Here is a 16,672-nt window from a genome sequence, read left to right as displayed (position 1 = left end):
TTTTGACAGGAGAGGTATGACCGAAGCCGTCACCCGGACGTTTCACCCACTTGACCCCCTCGCTGAGCATGAGTTCCGGCAGGCGGTCGCGATTCTGCGGCGCGACCAGGGTGTAGACGGCCGGTGGCGCTTCGCCTCGATAGCACTCGAGGAGCCAAGCAAACTCCAGGTCGCGACCTTCGACGACACCGGCGGGGTACCGGATCGACGCGCGGTCATCGTTTGCTTCAACCGCGATGTAAACCGCACATACAAAGCGTTGGTCTCGCTGTCCGATGACACGGTCGCGTCGTGGACCTATATGCCGGGGGTGCAGGCGAACGCGACGGTTGACGAATGGCACGAAGCGGGCGAGCTGCTGCGCACCCATCCCGCCGTGGTCGCGGCATTGCAGAGGCGCGGTGTCACCGACATCGATAACGTGCTCATGGATGTGTGGACTTATAGCGACATCATGATCCCCGAGGCCTACCGCGGCCGTCGGCTCGCCTGGTCGGACACCTGGGTCAAGTCGTCGGGCGGAGCTAATCCCTATGCGCACCACCTCAAGGGATTTCACTGTGTTATCGACTTAAACACGATGGAGCTACTCGAAATCGAGGAAGGCGAGCCCCTGGAGTTACCGGAGGTGATGGCCGAATACCTCCCTCGGCACATCCCCACACGCCTGCTCGAATCGAGCACCAGGACGCCGCTGCATCCGCTGCAGATCACGCAGCCCAACGGTCCGTCGTTCACCATCACCGGGAACCGGTTGCAATGGCAAAACTGGTCGCTGCGAGTCGGTTTCAACTATCGCGAGGGGATGACGCTGCATACGGTCACCTACAACGATCACGGCCGGATACGTCCGATCGCCCACCGCATGTCATTCGCCGAGATGGTGGTGCCGTACCGCGATCACTGCGATGACCATTACCGCCGTACGGCGTTCGACATCGGCGAGTGGGGTCTCGGATTCATGACGACCTCGTTGGAACTAGGTTGCGACTGTCTTGGCGAGATCCGTTATCTCGATGCGGTCTTGCACGACAGCAAGGGGGAGCCCTACACAATCAAGAACGCCATCTGCATCCACGAAGAAGATAACGCGGTGTTGTGGAAGCACGTCGACCCCGATACCGGCGCGGAGGTCCGCCGGATGCGCCGGCTCACAGTATCCTTTCACGCCACCGTCGCCAACTACGAATACCTGACATACTGGCGCTTCTACCAGGACGGCAACATCGAATGCGAAGTTCGCGCAACAGGTTTGATGGTGACCACGCATCTTCACGGCGGTGAGGAGCACCCGCACGGGACGCTGGTAGACCAGCGAACCTACGCGCCACACCATCAGCATTTCCTCACTGCGCGGCTTGATTTCGACATAGACGGCACCGACAACACGGTGTATGTGAGCGAGACCGAGGCGGTCCCGACGGGGCCGGATAACCCGTACGGATTGTCGGTGCGGCAGAAGAACATACCGCTGCGCACCGAGGATGAGGGCAAGCAGGACTACTGCTGGGAGACTCAGCGGGCTTGGCGTGTGGTCAACGAGAACGTCACCAATGGGCTTGGCGCCCATCCGTCCTACAAGCTCGTTCCGGGCGCGGCGATCCCGTCGCTGTTCGATCCCGATTCACCGATCTTGCGGCGCGCTGAAGTCATCTCCCACACCGTGTGGGTTACCCCGAATCATCCGGACGAGCGCTGGCCGGCCGGCGAGTTCGTGAACCAGAGCGGTCCCGGGCTGGGCCTGCCGGAGTGGACCTCGGCCAACCGTTCGATCGAGAACACTGATGTGGTGGTGTGGTACACCTTCGGTATCAACCACGTCACCCGTCCCGAGGATTGGCCGATCATGCCCGCCGACGTGGTGTCCTTTTGGTTGAAACCGGTCGGTTTCTTCGACCGTAATCCCGCCGTGGATGTCGCCCCGCCACCGCCTGCGCAATGCCCTAAGAGCCGCACCGGGATACACATGTCGGGCTCAGCCTCGGATGGCGGTGCGGAATCTGTCTCGGTAGGCCTTCGGTGAGACGCCAAGGTGGTCGACAAATGCCCGCCGGAGGGTTTCGGTGCTGCCGAAGCCTGCGAGGTGCGCGGTGTCGCTGACGGTGCGGCCGGCGTCAAGCGCGGCACGGGCGGCGTCGATTCGGACCATTTCGACGTAACCGGCGGGCGTCATTCCCAGTTCGGATCGAAACAGTCGTGTCAACTGACGCGTACTCAGAGAGGCCCGCGCGGCAAGGGTTCTCACGCTGTGGTCCGCGCCGGGGTTGGCCGCAATCGTATCGGTGACTACTCGAAGCGCGGACTGCGGCGGTGGGGTAGCCTCGACCAGCGCTGAGAATTGTGATTGCCCACCTGCGCGTTTGAGATAGACAACCAACCAGCGAGCCACGTCGCGGACGAGCTCGGTGCCGTAATCCTGTTCGACTAGTGCGAGGGCGAGGTCGATGCCCGATGAAACCCCGGCTGAGGTGAAGACCTCGCCGTCACGGACGAAAATGGCGTCCGGCTCAACGGTGATGTCGGGGAAGGCCCGGGCAAGCGACCGGGTACCTCGCCAGTGCGTGGTGGCGCGCCGGCCGCTGAGCAGGCCAGCCTGCGCGAGGATGAACGACCCCGTGCAAATGGACCCTAGACGCCGGGTGCGATCCGCCACCGATTTGACGGCCGCGACGAGGGTGGGGTCAATCGCCCGCGCCGGCAGGTGATCACTGCCTGCGACCAGGACGGTATCGGCGGATTCTATTGACGAAATGCTGTCGGTGACACCCAACCGGGTTCCGATCGAGGTTGTTACATCGCGACCATCTACCGATGCGATCTTGATGTGGTAGTCCCCGCCGAATCGGTTGGCCTCGGCGAAGACTTCGGCCGCTCCGGCGACATCCAATAGCGTCACATCGTCGAAGACGATGATCACCACCACCCGCGAGTGAGCACCGGCCGCTACCACAGCGCCATTGTGTCGCATTTTGTGGGCAGAACGGCTCACTAGCCATAGGTGTATTGCGCGGCACCCGCGCAGACTGACCGCAGTTGTCCAACTGAGGAGATTGATCATGGCCATCCAGTCGATTCAAACCATCGCCGGTGTAGCAATCCCCGACAGCGCACTGGTACGCGAGGCGACCGACTTTATACGCAACGCCGAAAATGAGCTGCTGTTCGACCATTCGCGGAGGGTGTTTCTGTTCGGCGCGCTGCGGGGCCGTCGCTTAGGGCTGCAACCAGATCTCGAGCTGCTCTACGTGGCGGCGATGTTCCACGACCTGGGCCTCACCGAGCGCTACCGCAGCTCCAATCTGCGCTTTGAAATCGACGGCGCCAACGCGGCACGGGACTTCCTGCTGCATCGCGGCGTCGATGCCGTCGACGTTCGCAAGGTATGGCTAAGCATCGCGTTGCACACCACTCCGGGCGTGCCGCAGTTCCTCGAGCCCGAGATCGCCCTGGTTAACTTCGGCGTTGAGACCGACGTGGTTGGCATCGGCCGTGACGAGCTCTCGTCAGAAGCCATTGACGCAGTGACCGCCGCCCACCCGCGTCCCGATTTCAAGAATCGCATTCTGGTGGCCTTCAATGACGGCATGAAGCATCGTCCGGACAGCACTTTCGGCACGATGAACGCCGACGTGCTGGCGCACTTCGACCCTACGTTCAAGCGGCAAGACTTGGTCGACATCATCCTCAACAACAGCTGGCCCGAATAGCGGAAAGGCGCAGACTTGGTCTCGGCGCCGACACGTTCTTGGATCTACAGCAGGACCGGCTGGAGGATGTCGGCAAGGTCGACGTGGTGTTCGACGTGTACTGATCACTATCGCTGAACCACCGCAGGTACAACCGGAGCACGGCCCGATCGTCGGAGCGGTGTGTTCACTGCCGCAACGTCATTTGAGTACGCTCCTCGAGCGATTGCTGCACCACCACTTCACTGATGCGCCGTTGCTTCTCTTTTCCGTAAGGTGATATTCAAGAGTCCGCACAGCGGGTGCGGCAACCCGACTTCTTCCAGGGGCGGACACTGACGCGGTTTACCCGCCTCTTGCGACGCCCGACTCATCGTCTATGAACCAACCCGAGGAAGTGACTTTATATGTCGGAGAAGAAGGTCTTCCACAACATCATCGGCGGAGAAATTCAGGCTGCCATCGACGGCGACATGATGGACGTCGTCAACCCGTCTACCGGCGAAGTTTACGCGTCGGCGCCGAATTCCTCGGCCACGGATGTGGACGACGCGTTCAAGGCGGCGGCTAAGGCGTTCCAATCCTGGAGGTGGTCCACCCCTAGCGAACGGCAGCGTGCACTGCTCAAACTCGCCGACGTCATTGAGGAGAACGCCGCGGAGCTCGTCGCAATCGAGAGCGAAAACACCGGCAAGCCGATCTCGCTGACGATGTCGGAAGAGATCCCGCCGACGGTCGACCAGATCCGGTTTTTCGCCGGCGCTGGGCGGATTCTCGAGGGCCGTTCCCAAGGCGAATACATGCGGGGATACACCTCGTCGATTCGTCGCGAACCAGTCGGTCCGGTTGCGCAGGTGGCGCCGTGGAACTACCCGATGATGATGGCGGTGTGGAAGTTCGCGCCGGCGCTAGCCGCCGGCTGCACCGTGGTGCTCAAGCCTTCTGACACCACGCCTGCGTCGTCGTACTGGATGGTGGAGAAGATGCAAGAGATCTTCCCGCCCGGGGTGTGCAACCTGGTGTGCGGGGACCGTGACACCGGTGCCGCGCTGGTCGCTCACCCAGTGCCGCAACTGGTGTCGATCACCGGTTCCACCCGGGCCGGCATGGCTGTGGCGGCCAGCGCGGCAAAGGACCTCAAGCGCGCCCATTTAGAACTCGGCGGGAAGGCGCCGGTGATCATCTTCGACGACGCCGACATCGAGGCCGCCGTCGAGGGACTCACCGCCGCGGGCTATTTCAACGCCGGCCAGGATTGCACAGCGGCCACCAGGATGATCATCCGTGACGGGATCTACGACGAGTTCCTGACGGCTATGTCTGAATCGGTGGCCCACACGAAGACCGGCTACGATCCGGCGGACGAGGACATCTTGTTCGGGCCGATCAACAACCCTAATCAGATGCAGCACATCTCCGGCCTGGTGTCGCGCGCGCCGGCGCATGCTCGAATCCTTGCTGGCGGCAAGCGAATAGACCGCGGCGGGTTTTTCTATGAGCCCACCTTGATTGCCGACCTTGAACAAGACGATGAACTGATCCAAACCGAGATTTTTGGCCCCGTGGTGACCGCCCAGCAATTCAGCGATGAACGGCAGGCCCTAGCCTTCGCCAACGGCACCGAATACGGACTGGCTGCCTCGGTGTGGACCAAGAACGTCGACACGGCCGCCCGGATGGCGGCGCAGCTGGACTTCGGCTGTGTGTGGATCAACACCCACATTCCCTTGGTGGCCGAGATGCCGCATGGCGGCTTCAAGCACTCCGGGTACGGCAAGGATCTGTCAATGTATGGGCTGGAGGATTACACCCGGATCAAGCACGTCATGCACTTCCACGGGTTTGAGGGGTAAGCGGGCGAAGTGCCACCAGTAGCACCCCGACGGCGAAGACCGCGGCGGTCAGCCATGGAAAATGGCCGTCCGGCGCGAAGCCGGCATAAGCGAAAAGATGCAGGCCAGCAGCGGCCATCGCCGCACCGGCCAGCATGATTACTTCGCACCAGCGATCCGTGAGCGGTATGCCGAGCATGGGTAGCGGGGCCGCGAAGAAGCGTCGCTGCCACCACAACAGCACCAGCTCGAACGATGTCGCTAGGCTAAGGACTAGCACCCACTCCAGCCGAACCAGCCACCAAGCTCCCGTTCCCTCAACGGGTTGGGGTACCAGGCTTGCCGGGTAAGCCACGATGGCGACGATTACAACAGGAATCATGTGCCATAGGTAAAGGGCCATCACATTGTTGTTGGCTACGGACAGCACTCGCTTGACTAAACCAGCACGCATCGCCCGGTTAAGCGCAGGCGCGAGTGTCACCACCAATCCTGCCTGCGCGCACGAGAAGGCCAGCATTGCCACCGTGGGCGGCGTCGTGTTCTGCACCGCTTGGCCAGGAACGCCAATCATACTGACCGGATACCATCCCAGCCAGATCAACAGCGCCAGCCCGACCGCCGAACCGGCAGCGAGCAGCAGCGGCCTGCGGCCGGCGAACAGCCCGCCATGCCAAGCGATTCCGAGCTGATAGAGCGCTCCCCAGCAGAGTAAGTAATTCAGCCAGCCGACGTAGGGCACGTGGCCCGCGATCGTAGCGACATCGAGCACCACGACCCCCACCGCCAGCATGCTCGGCGCTGCAAGTCCCCAACGATGTTGTGCGGCAACCGCAATCGGTGTCAGTGACACCACCACCACGTACACCGCGAGGAACCACAGGTGCATCGCCACCGCCCACCCCGCGTATTCCAGCACCCGGCCGGGCATGCCATAGGCTAAGAGAGTTACCACAACTGCCGACACCAGCGCGATGTATACCGCTGTCGGTCCCAGTACTCGGGCCAGTCGATGCCGAAGCCAGACCTCGCGCGAAAAACCTTCGGCGTCACGTCGATGTGTCCACGAGACTGCGCCCGCGTAGCCGGCTGCCAGGAAGAATACCGGAACCGCCTGGAAGATCCAGGTCAGCCACTGCGTCCAGGGGAGGTCTACGAGCGGGTTTTCCCGCCCGAACTGTCCATCGTGGTAGGTCACCGCTCCGTCCAGCCAATGCCCTAGCACGATGAGGATCACACCCGATACGCGGTAGAAATCCACCGCCAGATTGCGGATTGGACGCGCGGTGTCTACGTGGTCCATCAGATCACGGCAAGTTCGACGCGACGCACTTTCGCGAGGGTACTCGTTCGCGGGATTCAAACGTGGCTATATCGCCTGATCTCCTGTGGGTGCCCCGCGCGACATCGTTTTATTATCGGTACCGTATCGGTAATATATGTGCATGACCGTCCCCGAGGTGCTGGTAATCGGCGCCGGTCCGACAGGTCTGACGCTGGCGTGCAGCCTGCTGTTACATGGCGTGTCGGTACGCGTGATCGATCGTGCGTCTGGCCCGGCGGTGACATCGCGCGCCAACTTTCTGCACGCCCGCGGTTCGGAGGTGCTCGATCGGTTGGGTGCACTCGGCACGCTGCCGGACCAGTCATTGCGCGGTATGCGGATTACGACGTATCTCGGCGACCGCCCAATCATGAGACTGAGATTCGGCGATCTCGGGCTAAGGACCGCCGCCCCGCCAATGCTGGTGTCGCAGGCCAAGATCGAGGCGGCGCTACGCGACCGCTTTGCCGAGCTCGGAGGTGTGCCGGAGTGGAATCGTGCGCTTGTCGACCTTCGGCAGGATAACGATGGCGTCACTGCGGTACCCGGTGGAGGCGAGTCCGTCCGAACGCAGTGGCTGGTGGGTTGTGACGGCACGGGGAGTGCAACCCGCCAGCTGGCCGGCATCGGCTTTCCTGGCTGCAGGCTCAGCGAGCGGTTCCTGCTCGCGGATCTGCACCTGGACTGGGATCTCGATCGCAGCGGGACCACCGGCTGGATTCATCCGGCTGGCATGATCGGAGCGATGCCGATGCCCGACTCCGGCGGGAGCAACGACCTGTGGCGGCTCATCGCATACGACCCCGGCGACGACGAAAAGTCAACCGAGCAAGAGGTTCTCGAGCGGTTTCGAAAGATCCTGCCAGAACGTACCCAACGTGATGTACGAATCGGCGACGCCGAATGGCTGTCGCTGTTCTCGGTGCATCGCCGGCTGGCCGACTCGTACCGTCGGGGCAGGATCCTGATCGCTGGCGACGCCGCGCACGCGCATGCGCCATTCGGCGGCCAGGGCATGCTCACCGGCATCGGCGACGCGGAGAACCTGGCCTGGAAACTCGCTCTCATCTTGCGCGCCAAGGCAAGTGAGGCGTTGCTCGACACGTACGAGACTGAACGCCGGCCGCTGGCAACCGAGGTGTTGCGAGGCACAAGCACGGTGACGCGGATGAACATCGCGAGTAAGCCGGTAGGCCGATTTGTTCGGGACCGAATCGTGGTGCCGCTCGTGGGCTTGGCGCCAGTCCAGCGCTGGGCGACGTACACGGCCTCGCAGCTGTGGGTGAGTTACCGCAAGGGCCCGTTGGGAGGCCGCGGGCGTAAGCCACGTCCGGGTGATCGGATCGCCGACCTCGACTGCGTGCGCGATGACGGCACACCGACACGACTGCACGCCGAGCTGGGCGGGCGGTGGGCGTTGTTGGTGCCCGAGCACGCTGTCACCTTCGCCGGCTACGATGTTGCCCGGACGTGGCTTGGGAACTATCTGGATCGGTTGCGCTACCACGGTGCGCAGCCGATGCTGGTCCGTCCGGACGCCCACCTGGCATGGCGCGGCGATGTCGATGACACGGTTGGTCTCGAGCGGTGGCTGGCTGCCGCGATGCACACCGGACGGGTGCGATGACGCGAGCGCGCAGCCGCGGACGACCTCGCGATGCCGCTGCCGATGCCGCGATATTGCGGGCTGGCATCGAGCTGTTTATTGAGCGGGGTATCGACGGGGCCAGCATCGAGCAGATCGCCAAACGCGCCAGCGTTGGCAAACTGACGGTCTATCGCCGATGGTCGACCAAAGAGGCGCTGATCGCAGCGGCCATCGAAACGCTGTTTGCCAATGAGGTCTCGTGGCCGCCGCCAGAGGTGATCGATACGGCATCGCCATACGAGCTGGTCGAAGCGGCGCTGTCAAACGCGGCACAGACCGCGGCCGCGCCGGAGTTTCGAGCACTGGTCGCCAGGGTCCTTGGCTGTGCCGTCAGCCACCCCTCGCTGATGGCTACGTATTGGAAGCACTACATTGTGCCACGCCGCACGCTTGCAGCGCGTCTGCTGGCGCGGGCACGCGAGCTCGAAACGGTCTCGGCTGATGCCGATCTGGACGTGGCGATCGACATGATGGTTGGCGCGATCATGTGGCGTGTGCTGCAACCGGATCCGCCCGATGTGGTCGAGATGCACCGCTACCTCACGGCCGTTTACCGTCAGGCAGGGCTGCTGCCCTAGGCGGCTGACGCATGGGTTATTGTTAGCGATCTCATTTCGCTGCGAGAAGATCAACCTTGGTTTGTCGGAAAGCCAGTTCGTGCTGTCTTTTTTGTTGTCCAAGGGATCGTTCGGGTGCGTGCCACGCTAGACAGGAGCGGCGATGCGGTGTCCATGACATGGACACAGTGACGAGGAAGTGTGATGGCGTTGCCTGATATGCGCAGAAAAGACCGTGGCGGCCCGAATGTTGTTGTCAATGCCTGGCGGAGTGTAAAGCCCGCAGTCTTCATTCCTGCGTCAGTGGTGATCATCGCGATGATCGTCGTTTCCGTCGTCTACTCGGGCACCACTGCGAACGCGTTCGTCCGGCTGAACACCGCGGTCACCGCCAGTATCGGGTGGTGGTATATCTTGGCCGCCACAGGGTTTGTGGTGTTCGCGCTGTACTGCGGTGTCTCCCAGATCGGCACCATTCGGCTCGGCCGCGACGATGAGCTACCCGAGTTCGGCTTTTGGGCATGGCTGGCAATGCTATTCAGCGCGGGTATGGGTATCGGTTTGGTCTTCTACGGCGTGGCCGAGCCACTCAGCCACTACGTGCGACCACCGCAGGCACGAGGTGTGCTCGGGCTCACTGATGCGGCGGCCAACCAGGCGATGGCGCTGACAGTGTTCCACTGGGGCTTGCACGCCTGGGCAATCTACGCGGTGGTTGGTCTCGGTATGGCCTATATGACCTATCGGCGGGGCCGCCCCCTGTCGGTGCGTTGGTTGTTGGAGCCTGTTCTGGGTCGGCGTCGCGTTGAGGGGGTGCTCGGACACGCTGTCGACGTAATCGCAATCGTCGGAACACTATTCGGTGTGGCTACATCGCTGGGCTTCGGTATTACCCAGATTGCCGCCGGTTTGGAGTATCTCGGCTGGATCCGGGTGGACAACTGGTGGATGGTCGGCATGATCGTTGTCATCACCGCCACCACGACGGCGTCGGTAGTCAGTGGAGTCAGCAGGGGTTTGAAGTGGCTCTCGAACATCAACATGTCGCTGGCCGCGGCACTGGCCCTCTTCGTGTTATTGCTTGGGCCAACGCTGTTCCTACTGCAGTCGTGGGTGCAGAACCTGGGGGGTTACGTCCAATCGCTGCCGCAATTCATGTTGCGCACCGCCCCGTTCTCCCACGATGGCTGGCTCGCTGACTGGACGATCTTCTACTGGGGCTGGTGGATCAGTTGGGCGCCATTTGTCGGGATGTTTATCGCGCGGATTTCCCGGGGGCGGACCATCCGGGAGTTCATCGGGGCCGTGCTGCTGGTTCCCACCTTGATCGCTTCGCTGTGGTTCACCATCTTCGGTGACTTGGCGGTGTTGCGGCAACGCAACGACGGCGACATGCTCATCGACGGAGCGGTGGATGCCAACACATCGCTTTTCCAATTGCTCGGAGGTCTGCCCTTAGGGGTGATCACCAGCGTTCTTGCGGTGGTGGTGATCGTGTTCTTCTTCATCACATCGTCGGACTCTGGTTCGTTGGTCGTCGATATCTTGTCAACGGGTGAGCTGGACCCGCCCAAGCTGACCCGGGTCTACTGGGCGATGCTGGCAGGGACGGCTGCCGCCGTATTGCTACTGGTTGGCGGTGCCGGGTCACTGACCGCATTGCGGACCGCTGCCATTGCTACCGCCTTGCCGTTCTCGATCGTCATGGTGGTGGCGTGCTATGCCATGACGAAAGCGTTCCACTTCGATTTGGCTACCACGCCCCGGCTGCTGCATGTAACTGTGCCCGATGATGTGGTTCCCGCTGGAAGTCGGCAACGCCACGACATTTCCGCGACATTGGCCGGGCTTATTGCCGTCCGCGATGTCGATAGCGGCGCATACCAGGTGCATCCCGACACCGGCGCCCTCACCGTCACCACACCACCAGATCCCCTGGGCGACGGAGCCTTTGATACCGATTAGAGCGAAAGACACTGGAACTGGTCCAATCACCGGAACCCGGACGATGACGCATCCAGGCGGTGCTTCGACAGGAGAAACACAGTGGCAGAACGGTTGGCGGGAAAGGTCGCGCTCATTAGTGGTGGTGCGCGGGGGATGGGTGCCTCACACGTGCGGACGATGGTCCGCTACGTGCATCTCGACGTCACCAAACCTGAGGAATGGGAGGCGGCGGTCGCCATCGCCATCGACGAGTACGGCAGTATCGATGTACTGGTGAACAACGCGGGCGGGATCATGACGTTTACAAGTGCATTCAGGTCGAGCAGTGGGAAGCGCTGGGCCGTCCCGACATCGCCGAGAAATCGGCCCACGTGACATGTCCGGCCTCGATTATTGAAACCGCAAAATTGTGCCACCAGCTTGATCAGGTATCAAAGATTGTCGTCCCGACACCGCTGGGGCTGTAACTGATGTACACCGGTTGGTCCGCGAAGGGCATAAACCCGGTATTCATCAGGTTTCCTGTCGTAACCGTTGGGCTGTTGGTCCCGTCGGTGGTGTACGAGTACAGCAGCGTCTGACCGTCGCTTGTGTAGACCGAAATCTGTGTTCCCGGTGGCAGAGTTCCGGAGAGCTGACCGGTCCCGAGAACGGACGATGGGATGGCTCCGTGCACACCACCGGAATCGATGGTCGCGGAAACGGGTTGCAGAGGCCCGCCATTGATTTGCACGTTTACGGTGGTAATCGGCGACCCGACCACCGAGACTCCGGGGGGCAGCGGGTTAGCACCGAACTGGAGCACATGCTGGGGTGCGTTGATGAGCAGTCCCTGATTGAGTTCGCCCGGCAACGCCGTGGTCACGATGCTGGGGCCCGGGCCCCCCGCATTCGGCCCCACGCCCAAAACGCCAACGGCACCGGCGGGAGCCAGAAAGCCTTCCAGGGTTGTTGGCAAGGTGAAGAAGACGACGTCAACGCCGGTCGGTGCGGTGACGATGCCATTCCCGAAATTCACCGTCGTATTAAACGTGGCATAGAGGTAGGTCAGCCCGCCGCTGTACGCGCCGATGCCGAACCCGGTGGGCAAGCCGAGGTGCTGTATTCCGATATCCCACAACGGGATAACAAGACCGGTGGATCCGGTGTCAACGAGCACGAGCACATTCGGTCCGCCATTGACCGAGATGTTTGTCACCGGCTCGGTGACGTTATTCACCTGCAGCGGGACGGTTGCGCTCACCGGTGAACCAACGCCAGCGGCCCCGTTGTTGCCAAGCAACCAGCCGCCGCGGCCTCCGGCGCCGCCAAAGCCACCACTTCCGGCGGCACCTCCTGTCCCGCCCGCACCGATCAGACCCGCATCACCGCCAGCGCCGGCGACTCCACCAGGTCCGGCGAGCCCACCGGTCCCGCCGGAACCCAACAGCCACCCGCCATGACCGCCTGCCCCGCCCGTTGCGTTGTCTCCAGCGGCACCTCCGGCACCTCCATTGCCGATCAACCCCGCCGCGCCGCCGGCTCCACCGGATAGCCCTGACGCCGTGTTGGAAAAACCGGTGCCACCGTTGCCATATAGCAGCCCACCAGGTCCGCCATTGGGACTCGCGGCTGTTCCGTCTGTTCCATTGCCGATCAGTGCACGACCGAATAACACCTCGGTGGGTGCATTAACCGCATCCAGCAGTTCTTGCTCCATCGTCTGCAATGGCGACGCATTCGCGGCCTCGGCGGCGAGATACGACCCGGCCGCCGAGCTGAGTGCCTGCATAAATTGTTGATGAAACGCGCTGGCCTGTGCGCTGAGCGCCTGAAACTCCTGGCCATACCCGGCAAACAGCGCTGTCACTGCCGCCGAGACCTCGTCGGCGCCAGCAGCTAGAAGCCCAGTGATCGGCACGGCAGCAGCCGTATGCGCCGTAGTGAGCCCTGACTCAATGCTCTCCAAATCCGCCGCGGCCGCCGACAACCACTCAGGAGCCACGTCCAGAAGTGACACGCCGGCCCCCTCTGCGTCAACCACGGATCTATCTGCGCGTAAGCGTATCGAGGTCCTGGCTTGGCATCTCAGTTTTTGACCCACCAGTAGCAGATTGACCCGTCTCATCGGTGAACTCACGTCGGCGGCATGGGGCGCTGGGCCTTCAAGATATGGTTTGAACCATGACAGGGGAATTGATGGACTGGGAAGCCGTGTATCGCGAGCAAGGTGCCTTCGTGGGGCCGCCGCCGTGGAACATCGGCGAACCGCAGCCGGAAATCACGGCGCTGATCCGGGACGGCAAGATTCGCAGCGACGTCCTCGATGCCGGTTGCGGGGTTGCCGAGTTATCGCTTGCGCTTGCTGCGCACGGCCACACAGTTGTTGGTATCGACGTGTCTGCCAGCGCGATCGCTCGGGCCAAGCAAGCGGCCAAGGACCGGGGGGTGGAGACTGCTGCGTTCGTACAGGATGACATCGCGTCGTTCACTGGCTACGACGGCCGGTTTAACACAATCATCGATAGCACGCTGTTTCACTCGCTGCCGGTCGAAGCGCGCGACGGCTACATACGTTCGGTGTATCGTGCCGCGGCGCCCGGCGCGTCGTACTACGTTCTGGTGTTTGCTCCGGCAGCTTTCCCATTCCCGGACGGTGCGCTGCCGGCTGATTCCGCGCCGATTCCCAACCATGTCACCGAACAGGAGTTGCGGGAGGCTGTTGCGCGATGTTGGGAGGTCGACGACGTTCGGCCAGCGTTCATCCATGCGCATTTGTCCGACGTCTTATCCCGGATCCCGGCTGTTTCGCTAGACGACTACGAGGTCGACGAGAAAGGCAGGCTGAAGATGCCCGCCTTTCTGCTCACCGCCCACAAAGTGGGGTAAGCGCATCAGTCCTGGGCTTCATCTGATCGAGGGCATCGTGCCCGCCTCGTTGACGCAGAGATTTTTACCGATAATCTTTTCTCGCAACTAGGAAGAGGAGACGCCGTTGTCGTCGCGCGCACGCTCGGTCATAGTTGGTGGTTCCGTGCTCGTTGGTGACCCGTTGACCGCGGAATTCCGTCGGGTAGACGTCTTGATCGAGGATGGGCGTATCGGTGCGATTGAGGAGGATCTCTCCGGTGTCGATGCCGAAATTATCGATGCTGCGAATCGGTGGGTGATTCCTGGGTTTGTCGATAGCCATCGCCACCTGTGGCAGACCACAATGCGCGGGGTCACGGCCAACTGGAATCTCAACGACTATGCCTGGCGTATACGTAGTCATTTCGCAGGTTTGCATGACGCCGACGACGTCTACGCCGGCCAGTATGCGGGCGGCCTCGACGCCTTGGCTGCCGGTGTTACCACAACTCTCGACCATTCGCACATTACAAACTCACCGGAGCACTCTGATGCTGCGGTGCAAGGAATTAAGGACAGTGGCGTTCGGGCGTTGTGGTGCTACGGCTTTTACCCGTCCCCGCAACCGCACCCGGTATTCACCACTCCGGACGATCGCTTCGCCGACGCCCGCAGAGTGCGCGAGTCATACTTCCAGTCCGACGATGAGCTCGTCCGAATGGGGGCCGCGCTGACAGAACTCGGCGTGCGTCCATTCGCCGAAACCGCCCGTGAAATCGCTGTGGCAGATGATCTGAACGTGCCGATCACCATGCACACCCAGTGCCTATGGGTTCAACCAGCGGTTAAAGATGTTCAGCTCTACGCCCAGGCTGGACTTCTGCGAGAAGGTCAGATCCACGCACACGCCAATACGTGTGATGACACCGACCTGACCATGCTGCGAGACGCGGGCTGTTCCATCGCGACGACGCCCGACACTGAACTTCAGATGGGCTGCGGATACCCGGCATTTCGGCGCGCGACCGCCCTCGGCCTGATCGCCGGCATCGGCGCCGACATCGTGTCAAACAATAGTGGTGATCTCTTTACCGCCATGCGGGTATTGATCCAGCATGAGCGCGGCGCCGCACTGCAGCCGGTACTTGAACAATCAGGTCTTGGCGCTGTCGGCGAGTTGCCGGTGAGCACCCGGCAAATCCTGCGTGCTGCAACCCTGTTGGGAGCAAAAGCGCTTGGTCTTGAGTCTGTGTGTGGATCGATCGACGTGGGCAAGGCCGCTGATCTGGTGTTGCTGCGCAATGACCGGCTGCATTTGCGGCCCATCATCGACCCAGTTGACTCAATCGTCATGCAGGTGACTACTCGTGATATCGATCGGGTTCTCGTTAACGGGCAAACCGTCGTCCAGAACGGGGCACTGCCGGCCGCGGTGGAGCGGCGGGGCAGCGAGCTAATCGACACCGCCAACGGCAGACTCGCAGACCGGATTGCTCCACTCGGCGGCTGGCAGCTAGCCGTACCCGCCAACGCCGTCGACGATGCAGTGGCGTCGCTCGACACGTAATCCGGTCAGTCCAATCGCATTGCGCGCCAAGCTACTGGGGTTGAGCCCATTGGCCCAAACCCCAGTAACCCGGCGTCCACGGACGAGGTTAGGCCACCTGGTTGGGGCTGGCCAGTACTACTGCGGAGTTGTGACCGCCCATGCCCAGCGATGTCTTCAGGGTGAGTCCCTCAGCCATCGGCGTGGGGCCGTCCAACAGCCGTGGATGGCCGGGCGCAACACGCGGCGGGGCTGGGATCACCCCGTATTCGTATGCAAATGCCGCGGTAGCTAACTCAACGGCTGACGCTGCACCTTGGCAGTGACCGACCAGCGGCTTGACCGAGTAGATTTCCGGCCGCCCGTTCAGGATCTCTTCGAGGATTGCCGCCTCGGCACGGTCACATTGTTGGGTACCGGGCCCGTGCGCATTCATGTACCGAATTGCGCCGGCGTCAACACCTGCTCGGTCGAGTGCCTGACGCACGCACGCTTCTACCTGGGTGTGGGTCGGGTCGACGGAGGTCACATGGTAGGCGTCGTGCGACATCGCGCCACCTAGCACGTTGGCATACGGCTGCCCGGAGTCCCGCGACAGTACGAACGCCACTGCAGCTTCTCCCATCGGAAATCCCCGGCTGCCCTCCTGGAAGGGCCGGCACGCATCCAACGGCTCGGTATCCACCACGCCGACCCCCATCCGCACGAAGTGATCGACTGTCTCGGGGGTCATAGACAAGTCGGTGGTCAGAAACACCACATCGTCAGCGATGCCGCAATCCAGCCACATCTTGGCCGTGAGTATCCCGGCATTGCCGGAGGCACACATCGCCGACACATTCATTGCGGGGCCGTGGAAGCCGTATTCCTGCATCAGCAGCGACACCGGCGTGGAGGGCATCAGAGCAAGATAGTCGCGGACTCGCCGCTGCCCACCGTCCTCGCAGTGGAAGCGACCCCATTCCTCGAGCTCAGACACGACAACCGCGTGCACCACGCCCACCTGTCGGCCCGGAGTCCATCCGCGCTCCAACGCATCGGTGATCGCTTCGCGGGCCGCAGCGCGCATTGCGCGCGCCGCGAGGCTGGCTCCGTCGGCAGGATCACCGTCATCGCTAACCCGAGCCAACCACACGTCCTCGTCACGGTTCTGCCCATATCCCCCGAGCAGGGTGGCGGCTGGTTTGCCGCTCAACAAACCCTCCCACAGATATTTGGTGCCCCAGCCGTAGCCGGTTACTGCCCCGATCCCGGTCATCGCCATAGCCTGCTCACGCATGTTTTGTTTCCCCTCGCGTTGCTG

The 16,672-nt window shown here is 62.3% G+C and carries 13 protein-coding genes; 9 read left to right on the top strand and 4 right to left on the bottom strand.

Annotated elements, in window-relative coordinates; genetic code table 11:
* The first annotated feature begins 16 nt into the window (after window positions 1-16).
* Window positions 17-2,023 carry a primary-amine oxidase gene (locus B586_RS11340; RefSeq protein ID WP_082607595.1) on the top strand — a complete coding sequence of 669 codons (2,007 nt, stop codon included), beginning with the start codon at window positions 17-19 and terminating at the stop codon, window positions 2,021-2,023.
* On the opposite strand, the gene B586_RS11335 is transcribed toward B586_RS11340, so the two are convergent.
* Window positions 1,976-2,968 carry a GlxA family transcriptional regulator gene (locus B586_RS11335; RefSeq protein WP_211141627.1) on the bottom strand — a complete coding sequence of 331 codons (993 nt, stop codon included), beginning with the start codon at window positions 2,966-2,968 and terminating at the stop codon, window positions 1,976-1,978. The genes B586_RS11340 and B586_RS11335 overlap by 48 nt on opposite strands.
* 88 nt (window positions 2,969-3,056) lie before the next feature.
* On the opposite strand from B586_RS11335, the gene B586_RS11330 reads away from it, so the two are divergent.
* Window positions 3,057-3,707 (top strand): HD domain-containing protein, encoded by a 651-nt coding sequence (locus tag B586_RS11330; protein WP_054879909.1) that lies wholly within the window; start codon window positions 3,057-3,059, stop codon window positions 3,705-3,707.
* Between the two features lie 386 nt (window positions 3,708-4,093).
* Complete coding sequence (locus tag B586_RS11325; RefSeq protein ID WP_054879910.1) at window positions 4,094-5,539, top strand: gamma-aminobutyraldehyde dehydrogenase; 1,446 nt, start codon at window positions 4,094-4,096, stop codon at window positions 5,537-5,539.
* Here B586_RS11325 and B586_RS11320 read toward each other — a convergent pair.
* Window positions 5,511-6,821, bottom strand: coding sequence for an acyltransferase family protein (locus B586_RS11320; protein WP_054879911.1), 1,311 nt, complete (start codon window positions 6,819-6,821; stop codon window positions 5,511-5,513). The genes B586_RS11325 and B586_RS11320 overlap by 29 nt on opposite strands.
* Before the next feature lie 142 nt (window positions 6,822-6,963).
* Here B586_RS11320 and B586_RS11315 point away from each other — a divergent pair, with 142 nt between their 5' ends.
* The 4 genes from B586_RS11315 to B586_RS11300 all read left to right on the top strand — a co-directional run bounded on the left by B586_RS11315 (window position 6,964) and on the right by B586_RS11300 (window position 11,369).
* On the top strand, window positions 6,964-8,469 hold the full coding sequence (locus tag B586_RS11315) for an FAD-dependent monooxygenase (protein ID WP_156406757.1): 1,506 nt from the start codon (window positions 6,964-6,966) through the stop codon (window positions 8,467-8,469).
* Complete coding sequence (locus tag B586_RS11310) at window positions 8,466-9,068, top strand: TetR/AcrR family transcriptional regulator (RefSeq protein WP_054880955.1); 603 nt, start codon at window positions 8,466-8,468, stop codon at window positions 9,066-9,068. The genes B586_RS11315 and B586_RS11310 overlap by 4 nt, the downstream gene beginning before the upstream one ends.
* Before the next feature lie 198 nt (window positions 9,069-9,266).
* Window positions 9,267-11,012 (top strand): BCCT family transporter, encoded by a 1,746-nt coding sequence (locus B586_RS11305; protein WP_047314055.1) that lies wholly within the window; start codon window positions 9,267-9,269, stop codon window positions 11,010-11,012.
* Window positions 11,013-11,093: 81 nt separating this feature from the next.
* Window positions 11,094-11,369 (top strand): SDR family NAD(P)-dependent oxidoreductase, encoded by a 276-nt coding sequence (locus B586_RS11300; protein WP_054879913.1) that lies wholly within the window; start codon window positions 11,094-11,096, stop codon window positions 11,367-11,369.
* A gap of 49 nt (window positions 11,370-11,418) precedes the next feature.
* On the opposite strand, the gene B586_RS11295 is transcribed toward B586_RS11300, so the two are convergent.
* Window positions 11,419-12,993, bottom strand: a complete 1,575-nt coding sequence (locus tag B586_RS11295) for a PecA family PE domain-processing aspartic protease (RefSeq protein WP_054879914.1) — start codon at window positions 12,991-12,993, stop codon at window positions 11,419-11,421.
* 164 nt (window positions 12,994-13,157) lie between these two features.
* On the opposite strand from B586_RS11295, the gene B586_RS11290 reads away from it, so the two are divergent.
* Together B586_RS11290 and B586_RS11285 are read left to right on the top strand one after the other, a co-directional pair.
* Window positions 13,158-13,862, top strand: a complete 705-nt coding sequence (locus B586_RS11290) for a class I SAM-dependent methyltransferase (protein ID WP_082607594.1) — start codon at window positions 13,158-13,160, stop codon at window positions 13,860-13,862.
* A gap of 106 nt (window positions 13,863-13,968) precedes the next feature.
* On the top strand, window positions 13,969-15,390 hold the full coding sequence (locus tag B586_RS11285) for an amidohydrolase family protein (protein WP_082607593.1): 1,422 nt from the start codon (window positions 13,969-13,971) through the stop codon (window positions 15,388-15,390).
* A gap of 88 nt (window positions 15,391-15,478) precedes the next feature.
* On the opposite strand, the gene B586_RS11280 is transcribed toward B586_RS11285, so the two are convergent.
* A complete protein-coding gene (locus B586_RS11280; RefSeq protein ID WP_054879917.1) occupies window positions 15,479-16,648 on the bottom strand; it encodes a beta-ketoacyl synthase N-terminal-like domain-containing protein in 1,170 nt (389 codons plus the stop codon).
* Between the last annotated feature and the right edge of the window lie 24 nt (window positions 16,649-16,672).

This window comes from Mycobacterium haemophilum DSM 44634, from assembly GCF_000340435.2.
In the GTDB taxonomy this organism is placed as follows: Bacteria; Actinomycetota; Actinomycetes; order Mycobacteriales; family Mycobacteriaceae; genus Mycobacterium; species Mycobacterium haemophilum.
The sequence above is the reverse complement of the archived record's forward strand: the minus strand, read 5'-3'. Positions and strand labels throughout refer to the sequence as shown.